Source organism: Paenirhodobacter sp. (genome assembly GCF_047600745.1).
GTDB lineage: Bacteria > Pseudomonadota > Alphaproteobacteria > Rhodobacterales > Rhodobacteraceae > Rhodobacter.
The window spans coordinates 385,350-404,486 of sequence record NZ_JASGKI010000004.1; the positions used below are offsets into that span (position 1 = coordinate 385,350).

The window sequence follows — 19,137 nt, forward strand, 5'->3', positions numbered from 1 at the left end:
GGAGCAGCTAGGCGACGGCAGTCGGACCCGCGTCCGCCGGGCCGGGGAATGCCCCCGGCCACGCCGTCACCCCTTACGAGGCGGCGAACTTCAGCAGCTTGATCGCGGCGAAATCGCTGACGCTGCCGCCAACACGCTTCGATGCGTAGAACAGCACATGCGGCTTGGCCGAGAAGGGATCGCGCAGGATCCGCAGGTCCGGACGTTCCGCGATGGTGTAGCCCGAGGTGAAATCACCGAAGGCGATCGCATAGGCATTCGCGCCGATATCGGGCATATCCTCGGCGATCAGCACCGGATAACCCATCAGGCGCGCGGGCTCACCGGCGGTAAAGCTGTCCGTCCACAGGAAGCGGCCATCGGCATCCTTCATCTTGCGCACCGCGCCCGCCGTCTTCGAATTCATCACGAAGCTGGCATTCGCCCGGTATTCCGCGTTCAGCGCATAGACCAGATCGACGATGGCATCGGAAGGCTTGTCCGATTTGAAATCCCCCGCCGCGCCGGTGGCAATATAGCCCAGCTTGCCCCATTTCCAGGTTGCGTGGGGCTCCTGCCCGACCATCAGGAACCCCTTCGGCTTGTCGACGCCATCGCCGGAGACAAAGGCCGCAGCCTCCGCCCGCGCGAATTTCTCGGCGATGCGCGACGCCAGCCAGCCCTCGACATCAAAGGCCGCATCGTCCAGCAGCCGCTGCGACGCCTTGGGCATGGCCGACAGTTCGTGCAGCTGGATCTGGATCCGCTCGATCTGCGGCGAAGCGGTCTCGGTCAGCACCGCCGTCTCGGAAGCCCAGCCGGAACCGATATCCGCCCGGTCGATCAGCACGTCATAGGAGGTCGCTTCCACGTTCACCACATTGGCGATCATGCGGATCGAGGCGGTCGAACGCAGCACCGAAGTGACCGTCTCCGCGGTCTGCGGGTCAACCAGGAAACCGCCTTCGGCATTGGCAGCGGCAGTGGTCATCCCCTTGCCCTCGATCGTCAGGTTCCGCAGCGCATCCTCATTGCCCGAACGCACATAGGCCTCGAAGGCCTTCTGGTGCGGCGCCTCTTCGGTCGCGGCGGTCGAAAGGGCCGGACGGCCGGCGAAAGTCTTGGTTTGCAGCATGGTCAAACGCTCATCCTGTTGTTGGAGCTTCGATTTAACTTCACCCTGAAAGCCCTTGAGCTCATTCAGGAACCCGGACAGGGCGGACTTCACCGAAGCCGCCTGGTCCTCACCCTCGATCCGGCCTGCGCCGGGCGTGATCTCGGTCATCTTCCTTGCCTCTTCTCCTCGGGAATGGCGTCCAGGTCAGCGCATGGACGCGATTTCGGCCGTGGCCTCGGTAAAGGCCGCGGCCAATTCGCGCAGAAGGTCACCGCCAAGGGCATCACCCTTCGCCGCAACCCGCGCCTCGCGCAGCATCGGGAAGGTCACCAGCGACACTTCCCAAAGATCGACTTCCTCCAGCAACCGGCGGCCCTTGCCGTCCTTCGCCGCGGAAACGGTGCGGTAGCCGATTGACAGCCCGTCGATCGCCCCCGCCTGGATCAGCGCCGCCGCCTCGCGGGCCTGCGCCACCTCGGTCAGCAACCGGCCCTTGACGTAAAGGCCGCGGTCGTCTTCCCGGATCTCCTCCCACACGCCGATCGGCTGGGCCGGGTCGTGCTGCCACAGCATCTTGACCGACCCGCCCCCGGCGGCGATGCGGGCCAGGCTGCGCGCATAGGCGCCCGGCTGCACCACATCGCCGCCCTGATCGGCCAGACCGAACAGGCTCGCATAGCCCTCGATCCCCGATCCATCGACGAGGCTCACCGCCGCCTCGCTGCGGCAGAACTTCAATTCCAGACCGTAATCACTGGTTTTCATGAAACTTTCCTATTTCGGGGCGTATTGCAGGATGCCCTGCACTGCCTGCGTCAGGATCACGGCGACCACGCCGTAGACCGTCATCCAGAGCCGCCGCTCCAGCCCCTCGATCATCGCCTCGATCTTGCCGAGCCGCCCCTCCAGATGCCGGAACTGCAATTCCATGATCCGCTCCGTGGTCTCGAAGCGCCTTTCGTGAACTTCGAAAGGTTCCTTCAGAAAGCGCGAGCCACCCTCGGACATCTCACTCCCCCGCCACCGGCGGCAGGCCGAGCAGCACACGCTTTTCGGTATCGGACAGGAATTCCGCCGCCCCGATCCGCGCCCAGAGCTGATCGCGCTCCGCCGCCAGTGCCGGCACCTGGTCCAGATCGGGCCGCAGATCGACCTGTTCCCCCAGGAACCCGGACAGCCACCACGCCACCGCCGCCGAAACCCGCGTTGCCAGCGGCAGCACCGTCAGCCGGAAGAACGCCCGGTTCGCCTCCGCGTAATTCGCATAGGTCGCATCCCCCGGGATGCCGAGCAGCATCGGCGGCACCCCGAAGGCCACCGCGATCTCCCGCGCCGCCGAAACCTTGGTCTCGTGGAACTCCATGTCCGACGGGCTGAACCCCATCGGCTTCCAGTCGAGCCCGCCTTCCAGCAGCATCGGCCGCCCGGCGTTGCGCGCGCCCTGATGGTGGGTCTCCATCTCGAACACCAGCCGCTCGTATTGCTCGGGCGCCAGCGTCCCCTGACCGTCCGACCCCTTGTAGACGATTGCCCCTGAAGGCCGCGCCGCATTGTCCAGCAGCGCCTTCGACCAGGCACTCGCCGAGTTATGCACGTCGAGCGCCACCGCCGCCGCCTGCATCGGGCTCAACCCGTAATGGTCATCTTGCGGATGGAAGCTCTTGATATGGCAGATCGGATCCGGATGGCCGGTCATGTCGAACCGGTGCTTGCGCCCGCCCACCGCATATTCATAGGCGACCGGCCAGCCATCCGCGCCCGGCACCACCGACATCCGGTCCGACCGCAGCACATGCAGTTCGCGCGGCAGGCCCGGCTCAAACATCGCCGCTTCCAGATAGCCGTTCCCCGACAGCAGGATCTGGCCATACAGCGCCTCGAACAGTTCCGCATGTCCCTGCCCCGGATTCGGCCGCCGGATCAGCGCCAGCAGCGGATGCGTATCGTAGCGCCGTTCTGTATCCTGACACACCAGCGGCACCGCCGCCGCCGCCTCCGCGATCAGCTTGACACAGCGGAACCCCACCGGATTGCCGGTGAACCCGCTCCGCGTCAGCCCGACCGTATCGCGCGGCCCCCAGACCGTGCGCCCGCTGCCCGTCGCCATCGCCACGATCCGCCCCGTCACCGAGGCTTTGCGCTCCGGTGGCGCGCTCGCGGTCTTGCGAAAGATGTTGATCCCCATACCATTCCCTTTCCCGACCGCCGCGCGGCCATGAAAAAAGGGCCGGGGAAATCCCCGACCCTCGCGCTGCTGTCAGAGGCTGCGCACCTGCGGCCTTCGCAGATGCAGCGATGGCTCGATGATCAGTTCCGTCACCGCCCAGACCAGCGCATCCACCCGGTCGGGCGAGCCGCGCCCCTCATAGCCGCGCACCGTCATCCGGCACATCTGATCCTCCAGCGGTCCAAGATGCCCATGCCGGACGTGTCGCACCCGGCCCTGTTCATAAAGCGCGGCGACCGGCTCGGCCCGCGCGGATTTGCCCCGCCCCGCCCGCAGCGCCTTGAACGGCACCAGCGGATCAACCTGCCGCAGCACGCTTTCGATCAGATCGCCGCCCTGGTTGACCTCGGCCACCAGCCGCTCGGCCCCCCATTTCTGCATCGCCGCAATCGCCGCCCGCGCCCAGTCGGTCGGCCGTCCATGCGCCGTGCAATCTTCGAGCACATAGGCCCGCCAATCCTGCACCGGCCCCTTCGTCACCGCCCCCGCGACGACGATGCCGCATTCGTCCGACCCCGCCCCCCCGGTTACCGAAGGGTCAAGCGCCACCACGATCCGGTCGAGCTTCGGCACATCCTCGATCCGCGCCGCCTCCAGAACCGCCGTCGTCCACAGCGCCCCCTCGATGTCATCGAGCAGAACGCCATCCAGCTCCTGCCGCCCCAGCCGCGTTCCGGCATAGCGCGCCTGCACTTCTTCAAGGAACGACGCCGCCAGATAGGCCCGGTTCGCCTCGGTCGGCGCATGGGTCACCACCGTCGACGGGTTGTGCAAAATCGTCTTCAGCACCCCCACGTTGCGCGGCGTCGTGGTAACCACCTGCTGCGGATGATCGCCCAGCCGCAACGCGAATTGCAGCATGTCCCAGGTTTCCTCCGCCTTCTTCCACTTCGCCAGTTCATCGACCCAGGCCGCATCGAATTGCGGCCCGCGCAGCATCTGCGGCTCATGCGCCGAAAACGCCGTCGCCACCGCGCCGTTGGGCCAGACCAGCCGCCGCCGCGTCGCCTCCCATGCCGGCCGCCGGTCGGGCGGAGAACACGCCAGAATCCCGCTGTCGCCAAAGATCATCACGTCGCGCACCTGGTCGAAGGTCTCCCCCACCAGCGCCACCCGGCTTGCGCGGCCCGGCATCAGGGGCGTCGCCCCCTCCACCTGACCGCGCACCCATTCGGCCCCGGCCCGGGTTTTCCCCGCGCCGCGACCGCCCATGATCACCCAGCTTTTCCACGCCCCCGCCGGTGGTAGCTGATGCGGCAGCGCCCAGAACTCGAAAATCCACGGCAGCGCCAGCAGGGCATTGTCATCCAGCGCCCCCAGAAAGGCGTCAACCGTCTCCGGCGTCGCGGAGGCGAGCCAGGCGGCGCCCGATTTCAGCCCGCGCTGCGTCAAAGTCGAGGTCATGTCCCTGGACGACCCCGGCAACTTGTTTGCGGAGTTTTTCAACGCGTGTCCTTTCTTCCATCACCATCTGAAAGGCCGTGCGAAGATCCTTGACCGCGGCGACCGCGACCTTGGCATCCTTCGCCTCACCCCGGCGCAGCTCCTGCATCGCCCGGGCCAATTCCTCGGCCATTTCACGATAAAGAACCTCAGTTTCCTCCAGCAGCGATGCCGGAGAACCGTCCCCACCCGAAAAGGTCATATCCATACTTCTGGAACCCGCCTCTCATGCCTGTTCCGCACGAGCGAAATGAAAAAGCACCGACGGCGTTAACCGCGGTGCTTACCCACTTCTCCTAGCATGACATGTTTCTACATTAGACCGTTCGCCAAGTCAAGCGTAAAAACGCACCCCCGATTTTTAACCATTTGTCAATGGTTTAAAATCATCCATCAGAAAACATAATCCAATGAAATCAGTCTCCTGATGGTGCAGCGCCCTGGGACCGTTCGATCTGCCGCCATTTCGCGACATTGGCATTATGCTCATCCAGCGATTTGGCGAACACATGTCCACCTGTGCCATCGGCCACGAAATACAGGTATCGAGTCGTCTCCGGATGCAGCGCCGCGTCGATCGCCGCCCGCCCCGGATTCGCAATAGGCGTCGGCGGCAGGCCGGTAATCGCATAGGTATTATAAGGCGTCCGCCGCGCCAGTTCGGATTGCCGCAGCCCGCGCCCCAGCACGCCCTTGCCCTTCGTCAGGCCATAGATCACCGTCGGATCGGTCTGCAACCGCATCCCCTGCTCCAGCCGGTTGACGAAAACGCTCGCGACGCGCCGCCGCTCTTCCGGCACCCCGGTTTCCTTCTCGACGATGGAGGCCATGACCAGCGCCTCCTCGGGCGTCTTGTAGGGCAGCCCCGCGTCCCGGCTCTCCCAGGCCGCTGACAGAATCGCCGCCTGACGCTTCTGCATCTCGGCCAGCAGCGCCGACCGATCCGCCCCGCGCTTCAGGTCGTAGCTATCCGGCGCCAGCGCGCCTTCCGGCGGCACCTGCGCGACATCGCCCTTCAGGAAATCGGCCGATTTCAGCGCCTCGACCACCTGCCAGCTCGTGGCACCCTCGGCCAGCGTCACCCGCAGCCGCACATCCGGCGCCTGCGCCGCCTCGGCAAAGCCGTCGGGCGCCGGTCCGGCCTTCGGGTCGAACTTCGCTGCCTCGATATAGGCACCGCTCGCCGGGTCCATCTCGCGCAGGATCATCTGCTGACCGTTCACGCCGATGACGTAGTTCAGTTCCGTCCCGCAGGTCGACGGCCCGCCCGCCGTGATCTGCGTGGCGATATCGGCCATCGAACTGCCCGGCCGGATCAGATAGGCGCCAAACTTCAACTGTCGCGTCAGATCGGCATAATCCGCCCCGGCCCGGAAGATATAGGCCGAGGAAATCGCCCCCTTCGCCTTCAGGTCTTCGGACACCCGCGCAAAGCTCGCCCCCGGATCGACCCGCAGGCAAACGCCCTGCGCCAACGGCCCCGGCCCCTCGTATTGCTTCTTCGCCCAGGCGGCCAGACCGCCCAAGGCCACCAGCACCACGATCAGCACCGTCAGGAAGTTGGAGGCGATATTGCGCCACAGCATCAGTCGCGGACCTTGCCGACCACCAGGCTCGCGTTGGTCCCGCCGAAGCCGAAGCTGTTCGACAGCGCGACGTCGATCTTGCGCTTCACCGCCACCTTCGGCGCGAGGTCGAGCTTCGCCTCCACCGCTGGCGTGTCGAGGTTGAGCGTCGGCGGCGCCACCTGATCGCGGATCGCGAGGATGCAGAAGATCGCCTCCACCGCGCCTGCCGCACCCAGCAGATGCCCGATCGACGATTTTGTCGAGGACATCGTGGCCTGCGCCGCCGAATCGCCCAAGAGCCGCTCGACCGCGCCCAGTTCAATCGTATCCGCCATGGTCGAGGTGCCATGCGCGTTGATGTAATCCACCGCCGAAGGGTCCAGCCCGGCCCGCGCCAGCGCCGCCTTCATCGCGCGGAAGCCGCCATCGCCATCCTCGGAGGGCGCCGTGATGTGATAGGCGTCGCCCGACAGGCCATAGCCCAGCACTTCGGCATAGATCTTCGCGCCGCGCGCCTTGGCATGTTCGTATTCTTCCAGCACGACGACGCCCGCGCCCTCGCCCATTACGAACCCGTCGCGGTCGACGTCATAGGGGCGGCTCGCCGCCTTCGGATCCTCGGCCTGCGTGGACAGCGCCTTGCAGGCATTGAACCCGGCGATGCCGATTTCGCAGATCGGGCTTTCCGCCCCGCCCGCGACCATCACATCCGCATCGCCCAGCATGATCAGCCGCGCCGCATCGCCGATCGCATGCGCCCCGGTCGAACAGGCCGTCACCACCGAATGGTTCGGCCCCTTGAACCCGAACCGGATCGACACCTGCCCCGACGCAAGGTTGATCAGCGAGGCGGGGATGAAGAACGGGCTCACCCGCTTCGGCCCGCGCTCCTTGATCAGCACCGCGGTGTCGGCAATCGTCTTAAGCCCGCCGATGCCCGAGCCGATCATTACGCCCGTCCGCTCACGCGCGTCTTCGTCCTCGGGTTCCCAGCCGGAATCCTTCACCGCCTGCGTCGCCGCCGCCATCGCATACAGGATGAAGTCATCGACCTTGCGCTGGTCCTTCGGCTCCATCCAGTCGTCGGGGTTGAAGGTACCGTTCGTGCCATCGCCGCGCGGGATTTCGCAGGCATATTTGGTCGTGACATTCGTGGCATCGAACCGGGTGATCGGCCCGGCCCCGGACTCGCCCGCGATCAGGCGTGCCCATGTCTCTTCGACACCGCTGGCCAAAGGCGTAACCAGTCCCAGACCCGTGACGACAACACGACGCATGCTCTACCTCTTCTGAGAGAACCCCTTTGCCGCCCTGATACACGCGCCCGCCGCGCCACGCAACGCAGTTGCCTCAGCCCAGCGGATATTCCGCCAATGGCTCATATAGCGGCCCTTCGGCGCGCAGATGCGAGCGGTAGAGGGTGAACCCCTCCGCCGCGAAGGGCGTCAGCACCGCATCCGCCCGCGCCGACAGGAACCGCCCGACCCGCACCGCATCGCCGGGCCGCACCCGGGCGAGCGTCACATGCGGGCGGAACCGGCGACGCGGCATCTCGACCACGCCCCGCACCGCAACCGCAACCTTGCGCGCCAGCGCCTCCAGCACGGGATTCGCCCGCACCCCGATCACCAGCGCCTCGTCCCACAGGTCGATCCCCGCCAGTTCCACCATCGGCGCCGGGCTGCGCAGATCCGCAAGCGCAAGGTCCAGATCCGCCAGATCCGCCCCCGCCACATCGCCCAGAAAGGCCAGCGTCAGGTGCAGGTTCTCCTCCGGCACCAGCCGCCCGGTGCCCAGCATCTCCTGAAGGGCAACGATCTGCCCCGCCACCGCCTCCGGCACCGCCAAAGCCACGAACAGCCGCATCCGATCCCCCCAAATGCAAACGACGCCCCAAGGGGCGCCGTCCGTGAACCATCGTTCGGTAAGCCTTACACGGCTTCCGTGATGAACTTCACCGCATCGCCGAAGGTCTGGATGGTTTCCGCGGCGTCGTCCGGGATCTCGATGCCGAACTCTTCCTCGAACGCCATGACCAACTCAACGGTGTCGAGGCTGTCCGCGCCCAGATCGTCGATGAACGAAGCGGTCTCGGTGACCTTATCTTCTTCCACGCCCAGATGCTCCACGACGATCTTCTTCACGCGATCTGCGATGTCGCTCATGTCTCTTCCTCAGTTAGAGGGCCCGAGGCCCGTCCCCTTGATCCCTGCCCGGTTCCGGGCGCTTGCCGCCCGTTTTCCGGACGTTCGAGGCATCCGCACCGAATGCCATTCCCCGGGGTCACCCCCGGAACTCACGGCGCCGCTCATATCACAGTCTTGCCCCAACACAAGCCGTTTCGCAAGCGCCGCATGCCCCTCAGATCATGGCCATGCCGCCGTTGACGTGCAATGTCGTGCCGGTGACATAGGCCGCCTCGGGGCTGGCCAGATACACCACCGCCGCGGCGATGTCCTCGGGCGCGCCCATCCGGCCGGCGGGAATCTGCCCCAGGATCTTGCCCTTCTGCTCGTCGTTCAGCTTTTCCGTCATCGCCGTGGCGATGAAGCCCGGCGCGACGCAGTTCACCGTGATGCCCCGGCTCGCCACCTCATAGGCCAGCGATTTCGACATGCCGACGATCCCGGCCTTGGTCGCGGCATAGTTGCCCTGCCCCGGATTGCCCGTCGCGCCGACGACCGAACCGACCGAGACGATCCGCCCCCACCGCGCCTTCATCATCCCGCGCAGCACGCCCCGCATCAGCCGGAACGAGGCCGTCAGGTTGACGTCCAACACCGATTGCCATTCGTCATCCGACATCCGCATGAACAGGTTGTCACGGGTGATGCCCGCGTTGTTCACCAGAATATCGACCGATCCCATCGCCTCGGCCGCCGCCTTCGGCAGCGCCTCGACCGAAGCCGCATCGGACAGGTTCGCCACGCAGACATGTGCCCGCGCGCCCAGTTCCGCCGCCAGTGCCTCCAGCGGTGCGACCCGCGTGCCCGACAGCGCCACCGTCGCGCCCCGCGCATGCAGCGCGCGCGCCACCGCGGCCCCGATCCCGCCCGAGGCCCCGGTCACCAGCGCGTTCTTTCCCGTCAGATCAAACATCGTCGCTCCTTCCCGCAATTCGCCCTGTCCTTAACAGCCGCCGCCCGGTCCCGCCAGCCTCGCATCCCGGCAATTCAATCTATCCCTTCAGCGCGGCGATATCGTCGGGCGTGCCGATCGCCTTCTGGACCGTATCCTTCGCGATCCGCTTGATCATGCCCGAGAGCGCCTTGCCCGCGCCGATTTCCCAGAATTCCGTGACGCCCTGCCCGGCCATCCACTGCACGCTCTCGCGCCAGCGCACCGATCCCGTCACCTGCGCCACCAGTAGGCGGCGGATCTCCTCGGGGTCGGTCACCGCCTCGGCCACCACATTCGCCACCACCGGCACCACCGGCGCCTTCAGCGCGACCTCCGCCAGCGCCCCGGCCATCCGCTCGGCCGCGGGCTGCATCAGCGCGCAATGGAACGGCGCGCTCACCGGCAGCAGCAGCGCCCGCTTCGCGCCGCGCGCCTTGGCGATCTCCACCGCACGTTCGACCGCCGCCTTGTGGCCCGAAACCACCACCTGCGCCGGATCGTTGTCATTCGCCGCCTGGCAGACCTCGCCCTGCGCCGCCTCTGCCGCAACCTCGGAGGCCGCCGCGAAATCAAGCCCCAGCAGCGCCGCCATCGCGCCCACGCCCACCGGCACCGCCGATTGCATCGCCTCGCCCCGGATCCGCAGAAGCCGCGCCGTATCGCTCAGCCCAAGGCTCCCCGCCGCACACAGCGCCGAATATTCCCCCAGGCTGTGCCCCGCGACAAAGGCCGCGTCCGTCACCGCAAACCCCTCCGCCTCCAGCGCCCGCAGCGCCGCGATCGAGGTCGCCATCAGCGCGGGCTGCGCATTGGCCGTCAGCGTCAGTTCCGCGATGTCGCCCTCCCAGATCAGCGCCGAAAGCGCCTGCCCCAGAGCCGCGTCCACCTCCTCGAAAACTGCCTTTGCCGCCGGATAGGCATCGGCCAGCGCCCGGCCCATGCCGATGGTCTGTGCGCCCTGACCGGGGAATACGAATGCTCGGCTCATGCCGTCCTCCATCCTGTTTTCCCCGGTCTAGCCCGCGCAGGCCCTTTCGGCAAGCCAACGCAAAAGGGCGCCCGAAGGCGCCCTTTCCGTAATCCTGCCGTGCAATCAGCAGGAATAATACATCGCATATTCCACCGGGTGCGGCGTGTGTTCGTAGGCGTAAACCTCTTCCCACTTCAGCGCGATATAGCCTTCGAGCTGGTCCTTCGTGAACACGTCGCCTGCGAGCAGGAAGTCCATGTCCTTTTCCAGCTCTTCGAGCGCCTCGCGCAGCGAACCGCAGACGGTCGGGATCGCGGCCAGTTCTTCCGGCGGCAGATCGTACAGATCCTTGTCCGAAGCCGGGCCCGGGTCGATCTTGTTCTTGATCCCGTCGATACCCGCCATCAGCAGCGCGGCAAAGCACAGATAGGGGTTCGCCGAGGGATCAGGGAACCGGGCTTCGACGCGCTTCGCCTTCGGCGATTCGGTCCACGGAATACGGACGCAGCCCGACCGGTTGCGGGCCGAATAGGCGCGCAGCACCGGCGCCTCGAACCCGGGGATCAGCCGCTTGTAGCTGTTGGTCGAGGGGTTGGTCAGCGCGTTCAGCGCCTTCGCATGCTTCAGGATGCCGCCGATGAAATACAGCGCCTCCTGCGACAGGTCAGCGTATTTGTCTCCTGCGAACAGCGGCTTGCCGTCCTTCCAGATCGACATGTTGACGTGCATCCCCGAGCCGTTGTCGCCCTTCATCGGCTTCGGCATGAAGGTCACGGTCTTGCCATAGGCGGCCGCGACGTTGTGGATGACGTATTTGTATTTCTGGATGTTGTCGGCCTGCTCGGTCAGCGAGCCGAAGATCATGCCCAGCTCGTGCTGACAGGTCGCCACTTCGTGGTGATGCTTGTCGACCTTGATGCCCATGCGCTTCATGGTGGAGAGCATTTCGCCGCGCAGATCCTGCGCTTCGTCCACCGGGTTCACCGGGAAATAGCCGCCCTTGTGGGCCGCACGGTGCGCCAGGTTGCCGCCTTCGATTTCCGCATCGGTGTTCCAGGCCGCCGCTTCCGCGTCGATCTGATAGCCGACCTTCGCCGGGGTGACCGAATAGCGCACGTCGTCGAAGATGAAGAATTCGGCTTCGGGGCCGCAATAGAACGCATCGCCCACGCCCGAGGACTTCAGATAGGCTTCGGCCTTCACCGCGGTGCCGCGCGGGTCACGCGAATAGGCCTCGCCGGTGTCGGGTTCAACGACGTTGCAATGCACGCACATCGTCTTTTCCGCATAGAACGGGTCGATATAGACCGAGGTCGGATCCGCGATCAGCTTCATGTCGGATTGGTCGATCGACTTCCAGCCGGCGATCGACGAACCGTCGAACATGAAGCCTTCGTCGAACCAGTCTTCATCGACCAGATCGGCGACCAGCGTGACGTGCTGGAGCTTCCCCTTCGGGTCGGTGAAACGGACGTCGACATATTCGACTTCTTCGGCCTTCATCAGGTCGAAGCCTTCTTGACTGCGCTCATTCAATTACCCTTTCCTTGAGCATGGGTCTCCGGGCCGCAGCCCGGAATTCGTTCACACCGCGTCGTCGCCGGTTTCACCGGTGCGGATGCGGATCGCCTGTTCCACGGGAGACACGAAAATCTTGCCGTCGCCGATCTTTTCGGTCCGCGCGGCGGAGATGATCGCCTCGACGGCGGCCTCAACCATGTCGTCGGGCAGGATCATCTCGATCTTCACCTTGGGCAGGAAGTCCACGACATATTCGGCCCCACGATAGAGCTCGGTATGCCCCTTCTGCCGCCCAAATCCCTTGACCTCGATCACCGAGAGGCCCTGGATCCCGGCCTCCTGTAGCGCTTCCTTCACCTCATCGAGCTTGAAGGGCTTGATGATCGCCTCAACCTTTTTCATTCCGCCGACTCCCCCCGTCAGGTTTTGCCGAAACCGTCTGAACACTTTCCGCGCAGGCCCGCAATCGGCTAGGATGGCGGCATGCGGGGCGGCTGGGGGAATCCGGGTGGAGCGTCTATATTTTAAACGACTTGCCTATTTTTACGGCTGAATATGAAAGGATGCGGGGAAAACGTGCCGGAAATTCTGACCAGCGCCCAAATGCGCGCCATCGAAGCCGCCGCGATCGCGGAAGGATCGGTCACCGGGCTTGAGTTGATGGAACGGGCCGGTGCAGGCGCCGCCGCGGCGATTCAGGCCGAGTGGCCCGAGGCGCGCGATGCGCTGATCCTATGCGGTCCGGGCAACAATGGCGGCGATGGCTATGTCGTTGCGCGGCTTTTGGCGGCGCGGGGCTGGCGGGTGGCGATCTGTGCCACACGCACAGCCGACCGCCTGCCGCCCGATGCCCAAGCCAATGCGCAGCGCTGCGCCGCTTTGCCGATTCTCGGCTGGAGCGCGGAAAATCTGCAAGACAGGCTGACGGTGGCCGATGGCCCGCTGGTGGTGATTGATGCCCTTTTGGGCATCGGCCAGACGACAGATTGCTCCGATCTGCTCGCGCCCTGGAACACCGCGAACGATCATTTCGCCAATCTTGGCCACCTCGCGCCGCACACCGTAAGCCTTGATGTTCCCACAGGATATGAAAGCGATTCCGGTGCCTTGCGCGCCAAAGCTCCGTTCGAGCCCGAGCTGGTCGTGACATTTCATGCTGAAAAGCCCGTTCACCAAATGCTGAGGAATCAGGGCGTAAAAGTGGTCGTGGTTGATATCGGCCTCGGAGGAGAAAGCGCATGACCCGCCTGATCGAAGCGGATGACGCGCTCCGCGCGCTGCTGACCAAGCGCGAGGGTGCCCATAAATACAGTTACGGCCATGCGCTGGTGCTCTCGGGCGGGGCCGGGCATTCCGGCGCGGCACGGCTGGCGGCACGGGCGGCGCTGCGAGTCGGCGCGGGGCTGGTGACGGTGCTGGCGCCGCAATCGTCGATGGCCGAGAATGCGGCGCAGCTGACGGCGGTGATGCTGCGGGTGCTGCCCGATTCCTATTCTCTACGGGGGCTGTTGCAGGACCAGCGGCTGAATGCGCTGCTGCTCGGGCCCGGGCTGGGCCTTGGGCGTGTGCGGGAGATGGTTCCTGCTGCGCTTTGGGCGAAGCGGGCGACGGTGCTGGATGCCGATGCGCTCTCGGCCTATGCCGATGAGCCGGGGCAGTTGCTGGGCGCGCTGCACGGGCGGGTGGTGCTGACACCGCATATGGGCGAATTCGCGCGGCTGTTTCCGGATCTGGCGGCGGAGGGTCTGGCGCCGCTGGAGGCCGCGCGGCGGGCGGCGGAGCGGGCGGGATGCGTGGTGCTGCTGAAAGGGGCGGAAACGGCAGTCGCCGCGCCCACGGGCGAAACGGCGCTGCACCGCGCGGTGGGGGCGCAGGCGGCGCCCTGGCTTGCGACGGCGGGTTCTGGTGATGTTCTGAGCGGGATCATTGTCGGGTTGCTGGCGCGGGGGGCGGAGCCGTTCGAGGCTGCCTGCGCCGCCTGTTGGCTGCATGCGGCGGCGGCACGGGCCTTTGGGCCGGGCCTGATCGCGGAGGATCTGCCCGACCTGCTGCCCGGGGTGTTTCGGGATCTGGGTCTGTAGCGGGGATTGCGCCGCCTTCGGCGCCTGCTTTTTGTTGCGCGGCTTTTGGCGTTGGCCGCTTTTGGCGCCGCCGAAGGCGGCGCCACCGGGCGCCACCGTCAGGTGGCGCAACCTGTCATTCCCTCCCCCGCGCCTCATCGCGCTGCGCGAGGGCGCACCACAGGCGGCGCGGGGGCTGTGTCAGCTGCTGATGCCGCGCAGGCGTTCGGAGCGGCGGCGCAGGAGCTCGACGGTGGTCAGCAGCAGGATCGAGATCACCACGAGCAGCGTCGCCACCGAGAGGATCGCCGGGCTGATCTGTTCGCGGATGCCGTTCCACATCTGCCGCGGGATGGTCTGCTGATCGGGGCTGGCGATGAACAGCACGGCCACCACTTCGTCGAAGGAGGTGACGAAGGCAAACAGCGCCCCCGACACCACGCCCGGCAGGATCAGCGGCATCACCACGCGGAAGAAGGCGACCCGCGGATTGGCGCCGAGGCTCGCCGCCGCGCGCACCAGCGACTGATCGAAGCCCGAGAAGCGTCGCCGTCACGGTGATGATCACGAAGGGAATGCCGAGCGCCGCATGCGCCATGATGATCCCCAGATAGGAGCCCGCGAGCCGCATCCAGCCCACGCCCTCGGTGCTCGGATAGGGCACCTGCGTCGCCGAGTAGAAGAAGAACATCCCCGTCGCCGAAATGATGATCGGCACGATCATCGGCGAGATCAGCACCGCCATGATCTGCTTGCGACAGGGCATTTCCGGCCGCGTCAGGCCAAGCGCCGCGATGGTGCCGAGCGTGGTGGCCAGCAGCGTCGCGAAGATCCCGATGATGACCGAATTCTTCGCCGCCCGCATCCAGGCCGCGTTGTTCCAGAAATCCGCCCAAAAGGCGCCGTCGCGCGGGGCATCGGGGCTTTGCATGCCGAAGGTGATCAGCCGGTCATACCAGCGCAGGCTGTAGGCATCGGGATCGCCGCGCATCATGCCGGAGGAGAAGGTGAAATAGGGCTCGGCGTTGAAGCTGAGCGGGATGACGATGATGATCGGCGCGATCAGGAACAGGAAGATCAGCGTGCAGATCACCAGATAGGTCACGCGCCAGGCGCGTTCGAGGGGGGATGCGTAGACGGGAAGCGCCATGGGTTTCTCCTCAGCCCAGCTTCATCTTGTCGATGCCGACGAGGCGGTCGTAGATCCAGAAGAAGACCAGCACGATCACCAGCAGGATCGCCGACAGCGCCGCCGCGAGCGACCAGTTGAGCGACTTCTGCATGTGGAAGGCGATCATGTTCGAAATCATCTGCCCGTCGGCGCCGCCGACCAGCGCGGGGGTGATGTAGTAGCCCATCGCCAGGATGAAGACCAACAGCCCCCCCGCCCCGATGCCCGGCATCGTCTGCGGCAGATAGACCCGGCGGAACGCCGTCCATGACGTTGCGCCGAGCGAGCGCGCCGCGCGGACATAGCTCGGCGGGATCGTCTTCATCACCGAATAGAGCGGCAGGATGGTGAAGGGCAGCAGGATATGCGTCATCGCGATGATCGTGCCGGTCTTGTTGTACATCATCTGCAACCGCTGGCCGTTGTCGATCAGGCCGAGCCAGACCAGCAGGTCGTTGACCACGCCCTGTTGCTGCAACAGCACCATCCAGGCCGTCGTGCGCACCAGGAGCGAGGTCCAGAACGGCAGCAGAACCAGGATCATCAGCAGCATCGCATGCTTCAGCCTCACCGTCGCCAGCAGATAGGCGATCGGAAAGCCGATCAGCAGGCACAGCACGGTGATCTGCACCGACATCACGATCGTGCGCCAGAACAGCGTCTTGTAGACCGCCTGATCGCCGGAAACCTGAATGATCTTGCCGTTTTCGTCGCGCGTCATGTCGAGCGCGGCAAGGTAGAAGTCGATCGTATAGGCATGGGAGGCCGAGCGCATCGCGCGCCACAGGTTCCTGTCGCCCCACTTTTTATCCAGCGCGAGGATCGCCTCCCGATAGGGCGGTTGCAGCTTGTCCGCGTTGCGCGCCGAGGAGGTGAACAGCGACCGCGTGCCGGGCGCGTCGTAGTTGATCCGCGTGCCGGCGGAGCCCGCGGTCTTCTCCGCCTTCATCCGGGCGAGGTCGGAGGCCAGCGCGGCATAGGCGCTCTCGTCGATCTCGCTGCCCTGCGGATGCGCGTCGAACCATTCGCCAAGCGCGGGCGCCGCGCTGGAAAAGCCGTCGTTGTGGAACGATTGCATCAGCATCTGCCCGATCGGCACGATGAAGGTCACCGCGATGAACAGGAACAGCGGCAGCACCAGCAACAGCGCCCGGCGCCGGCGCACGGCCATCGAAGCCGCCAGCGCGGCCTTGAGCGGCTTGCCGTCGTCTGTGGTGAGGTCGGTCATTCGGTCTTCCCCGTGTCGGAAACCCCGCGGCCCGGCGGTGCGCGCCGGACCGCGGGATGGGCTCAGTTGGCGAGCCAGGAGTTGAAACGCTCGTTCAGCTCGGTGTCGTGATCGACCCAGAACTCGACCGAGGACGGCAGCGCCCTGACCAGATTCTCCGGCGCGGTGGGCATATGCGGCCCCATCTCGGTCACGCCATCCTCGAACAGGCCGACCAGCGGCGCCGAGGATTTCCGCGCCGGACCATAGGCGATGTATTTCGCCTGATCGGCGAGCTGCTGCGTCTGGGTCGCGAAGGCCAGGTATTGCTTCGCCAGTTCGAGGTTCGGCGCCCCCTTCGGGATCACATAGCCATCGAATTCATAGACCTGCCCGTCGAAGACGACCTTGAACGGCTTCTTCTCCGTCACCGCGGCGGCGAAGAAGCGCCCGTTGTAGGCGGTGGCCATCACCACCTCGCCATCGGCCAGCATCTGCGGCGGCTGGGCGCCCGCCTCCCACCAGATCATGTCCTTCTTGATCGTGTCGAGCTTTTTGAAGGCCTGATCGACGCCTTCGGGCGTGCCCAGCGTCTCATAGACCTTCTCGGGCGGAACGCCGTCCGCCATCAGCGCCATTTCCAGATTGACCTTCGCGCCCTTGCGCATGCCGCGCTTGCCGGGGAATTTCGCCGTGTCGAAGAAATCCTGAATGGTCGTGGGCTTGGCATCGGGGAATTTCGTCTCGTCATAGGCATAGGCGGTCGAGAACACGATGGTCGCGACGAAACAATCGGTCAGCGCGCCGGGCAGGAAATCCTCCGCCGCCGGGGTGCCATCGGGCGCGGGCTTCAGGATCGCCGGGTCGATCTCTTCCAGCAGCCCTTCGTCGCACAGCCGGATGCCATCGGCATATTCCACGTCCACCACGTCATAGGTGACGTTTCCGGCCTCGACCTGCGCCTTGATCGGCGCGGCGGGGTTGTCGGCGGAATCGGTCTTCACCGGGACGCCGGTCGCCGCGGTGAAGGGCTTCGCATAGGCCTCGACCTGGCTCTTCTCATAGGATCCGCCCCAGGACAGCACGGTGATCCCCTCGGCCAGCGACGCCCCCGCAAACCCCGCGGCGATCAGCGCCGTCGTGGCCAGCAGTTTCAGCTTGTTCATGATTGACTCCCCTGTTGGTGCATGAGACGACATTGCGTCATTGGTGGCCGCCTGCGCGGCAGGTGGCCCCGGGCCCGCGGCCCGGAGCCTTTCGGATGGTCACGCCAGATCGAGCGCGCGGGCATCCTCGGGATGCCAGCCGATCATGACCTTCTGGCCGGGCGCAAGCCGGGTCTGGCCCAGCGTATTGCGGCATTTCATCACGAAATCCTCGATCCCCGCGACCTTCATCCGGACGCGGAAGATGTCGCCCATATAGACGACCTCGATCACCTCGGCCTCGATCTGATGGGCGTCCGGGGGCATCATCTCGGGCTTGAACTCGACCCGCTCGGGCCGGATCGAGACCAGCGTCTCCTGCCCGGTATGGCGGATGTTGACGGGCGTGGCGTCGATCAGCTCACCGGTCCGCAGCCGCACGGTGCATTTCCCGCCCTCCAGGCTCTCGACGGTGCCGGGCAGCTTGTTGTTCTCGCCGATGAACTGCGCGACGAAACTGTTCTTCGGGCGCTCATAAAGCTCATCGGGCGGCGCAAGCTGCTGGATCCGGCCGTCGTTGAACACCGCAACCCGGTCCGACATCGTGAGCGCCTCGCCCTGATCGTGGGTGACATAGACCACCGTGATCCCAAGACGGTCGTGCAGGGCCTTGATTTCAAACTGCATATGCTCGCGCAGCTGCTTGTCGAGCGCGCCGAGCGGTTCATCCATCAGCACCAGTTCCGGATCGAACACCAGCGCACGCGCCAGCGCGATCCGCTGACACTGCCCGCCCGACATCTGCGCCGGGCGGCGGCTGGCGAACTTGCCCATCTGCACCATGTCGAGCGCCCGGGTGACCTTCGCCTCCCGCTCCGACTTGCCCATCCCCCGCACCTCCAGCGGAAAGGACAGGTTCTCCGCCACCGTCATATGCGGAAACAGCGCGTAGTTCTGAAACACCATGCCGATGCCGCGCTTGTGCGGAGGCACATGGTTGATGTCGACACCGTTCAGCCGGATCTCCCCACGCGTCGCGGTCTCGAACCCCGCAAGCATCATCAGACAGGTCGTCTTCCCAGACCCCGAAGGCCCCAGCATCGTCAGAAACTCACCCTTGCCAATCGACAGGTTCAGATCCTTAACGACCAGAGAAACCCCATCATAGCTCTTCTGAACATGCTCGAACACGACAAAACCATCGTCGTTTGCAGCAATCGCCAAATTCGGGCTCCCCTGTTTTTTGTCTCGTTCGTTTTCCCGTGAGGCAAGTTAAGCGTCCGTTCCGAAGGAATTCAACCGCCTTTTCGGCACCGGCCGCAACGACATGTGTCGACCCCGCGATCTGACGCGAAACCGCTGCGTTGCGACCTCAGGATGATCAGGAACGACCAGAGTGCCCGCCGGGGCTGGTCAATTCATCGGCATCGGAGAAACCACCCTGCGCGCGTCGAACACCGTCCTGCTGCGCCGCGACACAGAATCGGTCGCCCGGATGATTCGTGTTGCGCCCCCGCCGGAACACGTTGCGGAAACAATCAGATAGGCCGCACTGGGCATTTGCCCTTCGCGCCGCTTTGGTCCATCGTTGCGCGGTGCCGAGAGTCGT

The 19,137-nt window shown here is 65.5% G+C and carries 19 protein-coding genes and 1 pseudogene; 2 read left to right on the forward strand and 18 right to left on the reverse strand.

All coding sequences use genetic code 11. The features are described 5' to 3' along the window. Positions 1-73 precede the first annotated feature (73 nt). The 14 genes from QM789_RS10525 to QM789_RS10590 form a co-directional block, all read right to left on the reverse strand. A complete protein-coding gene (locus QM789_RS10525; protein WP_420351866.1) occupies positions 74-1,264 on the reverse strand; it encodes a phage major capsid protein in 1,191 nt (396 codons plus the stop codon). Positions 1,265-1,300: 36 nt separating this feature from the next. Continuing rightward, positions 1,301-1,861, reverse strand: coding sequence for an HK97 family phage prohead protease (locus tag QM789_RS10530; protein WP_420351867.1), 561 nt, complete (start codon positions 1,859-1,861; stop codon positions 1,301-1,303). Positions 1,862-1,870: 9 nt separating this feature from the next. Next, positions 1,871-2,104, reverse strand: a complete 234-nt coding sequence (locus tag QM789_RS10535) for a GTA head formation protein, RCAP_rcc01685 family (protein WP_420351868.1) — start codon at positions 2,102-2,104, stop codon at positions 1,871-1,873. A 1-nt stretch (position 2,105) separates the two neighbouring features. Beyond that, positions 2,106-3,281 carry a phage portal protein gene (locus QM789_RS10540; RefSeq protein WP_420351869.1) on the reverse strand — a complete coding sequence of 392 codons (1,176 nt, stop codon included), beginning with the start codon at positions 3,279-3,281 and terminating at the stop codon, positions 2,106-2,108. A gap of 72 nt (positions 3,282-3,353) precedes the next feature. Beyond that, positions 3,354-4,727 (reverse strand): DNA-packaging protein, encoded by a 1,374-nt coding sequence (locus QM789_RS10545; protein WP_420351870.1) that lies wholly within the window; start codon positions 4,725-4,727, stop codon positions 3,354-3,356. Next, a complete protein-coding gene (locus QM789_RS10550) occupies positions 4,651-4,974 on the reverse strand; it encodes a hypothetical protein (protein WP_420351871.1) in 324 nt (107 codons plus the stop codon). The genes QM789_RS10545 and QM789_RS10550 overlap by 77 nt, the downstream gene beginning before the upstream one ends. A 208-nt stretch (positions 4,975-5,182) precedes the next feature. Further along, a complete protein-coding gene (mltG, locus tag QM789_RS10555) occupies positions 5,183-6,349 on the reverse strand; it encodes an endolytic transglycosylase MltG (RefSeq protein ID WP_420353286.1) in 1,167 nt (388 codons plus the stop codon). 2 nt (positions 6,350-6,351) lie between these two features. Beyond that, on the reverse strand, positions 6,352-7,611 hold the full coding sequence (gene fabF, locus QM789_RS10560) for a beta-ketoacyl-ACP synthase II (protein WP_420351872.1): 1,260 nt from the start codon (positions 7,609-7,611) through the stop codon (positions 6,352-6,354). Between the two features lie 73 nt (positions 7,612-7,684). Further along, positions 7,685-8,200 (reverse strand): RNA 2',3'-cyclic phosphodiesterase, encoded by a 516-nt coding sequence (gene thpR, locus QM789_RS10565; protein ID WP_420351873.1) that lies wholly within the window; start codon positions 8,198-8,200, stop codon positions 7,685-7,687. 65 nt (positions 8,201-8,265) lie between these two features. Beyond that, positions 8,266-8,499: an acyl carrier protein gene (locus QM789_RS10570; RefSeq protein WP_420351874.1), complete on the reverse strand. Its 234-nt coding sequence runs from the start codon at positions 8,497-8,499 to the stop codon at positions 8,266-8,268. Between the two features lie 196 nt (positions 8,500-8,695). Then, the gene (gene fabG, locus QM789_RS10575) at positions 8,696-9,433 is read right to left on the reverse strand and encodes a 3-oxoacyl-ACP reductase FabG (protein WP_420351875.1); all 738 of its coding nucleotides are present in this window, start codon (positions 9,431-9,433) and stop codon (positions 8,696-8,698) included. Between the two features lie 79 nt (positions 9,434-9,512). Further along, positions 9,513-10,442, reverse strand: coding sequence for an ACP S-malonyltransferase (gene fabD, locus QM789_RS10580; protein ID WP_420351876.1), 930 nt, complete (start codon positions 10,440-10,442; stop codon positions 9,513-9,515). Between the two features lie 105 nt (positions 10,443-10,547). After that, complete coding sequence (gene glnA, locus QM789_RS10585; protein ID WP_420353287.1) at positions 10,548-11,927, reverse strand: type I glutamate--ammonia ligase; 1,380 nt, start codon at positions 11,925-11,927, stop codon at positions 10,548-10,550. 81 nt (positions 11,928-12,008) lie between these two features. Continuing rightward, positions 12,009-12,347 (reverse strand): P-II family nitrogen regulator, encoded by a 339-nt coding sequence (locus QM789_RS10590; protein WP_420351877.1) that lies wholly within the window; start codon positions 12,345-12,347, stop codon positions 12,009-12,011. Positions 12,348-12,521: 174 nt separating this feature from the next. Between QM789_RS10590 and QM789_RS10595 the strand changes: the two genes are divergently transcribed. Then, positions 12,522-13,187: an NAD(P)H-hydrate epimerase gene (locus tag QM789_RS10595; protein WP_420351878.1), complete on the forward strand. Its 666-nt coding sequence runs from the start codon at positions 12,522-12,524 to the stop codon at positions 13,185-13,187. Beyond that, entirely contained in the window at positions 13,184-14,026 is an 843-nt protein-coding gene (locus QM789_RS10600) for an NAD(P)H-hydrate dehydratase (RefSeq protein WP_420351879.1), read from the forward strand. The genes QM789_RS10595 and QM789_RS10600 overlap by 4 nt, the downstream gene beginning before the upstream one ends. Before the next feature lie 180 nt (positions 14,027-14,206). Here the strand turns inward: QM789_RS10600 and QM789_RS10605 are convergent. From QM789_RS10605 to QM789_RS10620, 4 genes and pseudogenes are all read right to left on the reverse strand, one after another. Continuing rightward, positions 14,207-15,155, reverse strand: a pseudogene (locus QM789_RS10605) (ABC transporter permease). Between the two features lie 10 nt (positions 15,156-15,165). Next, positions 15,166-16,404: an ABC transporter permease gene (locus tag QM789_RS10610; protein ID WP_420351012.1), complete on the reverse strand. Its 1,239-nt coding sequence runs from the start codon at positions 16,402-16,404 to the stop codon at positions 15,166-15,168. 62 nt (positions 16,405-16,466) lie between these two features. Then, positions 16,467-17,549, reverse strand: a complete 1,083-nt coding sequence (locus tag QM789_RS10615; protein WP_420351011.1) for an ABC transporter substrate-binding protein — start codon at positions 17,547-17,549, stop codon at positions 16,467-16,469. Between the two features lie 99 nt (positions 17,550-17,648). Next, on the reverse strand, positions 17,649-18,752 hold the full coding sequence (locus QM789_RS10620) for an ABC transporter ATP-binding protein (RefSeq protein ID WP_420351880.1): 1,104 nt from the start codon (positions 18,750-18,752) through the stop codon (positions 17,649-17,651). Positions 18,753-19,137: the final 385 nt, after the last annotated feature.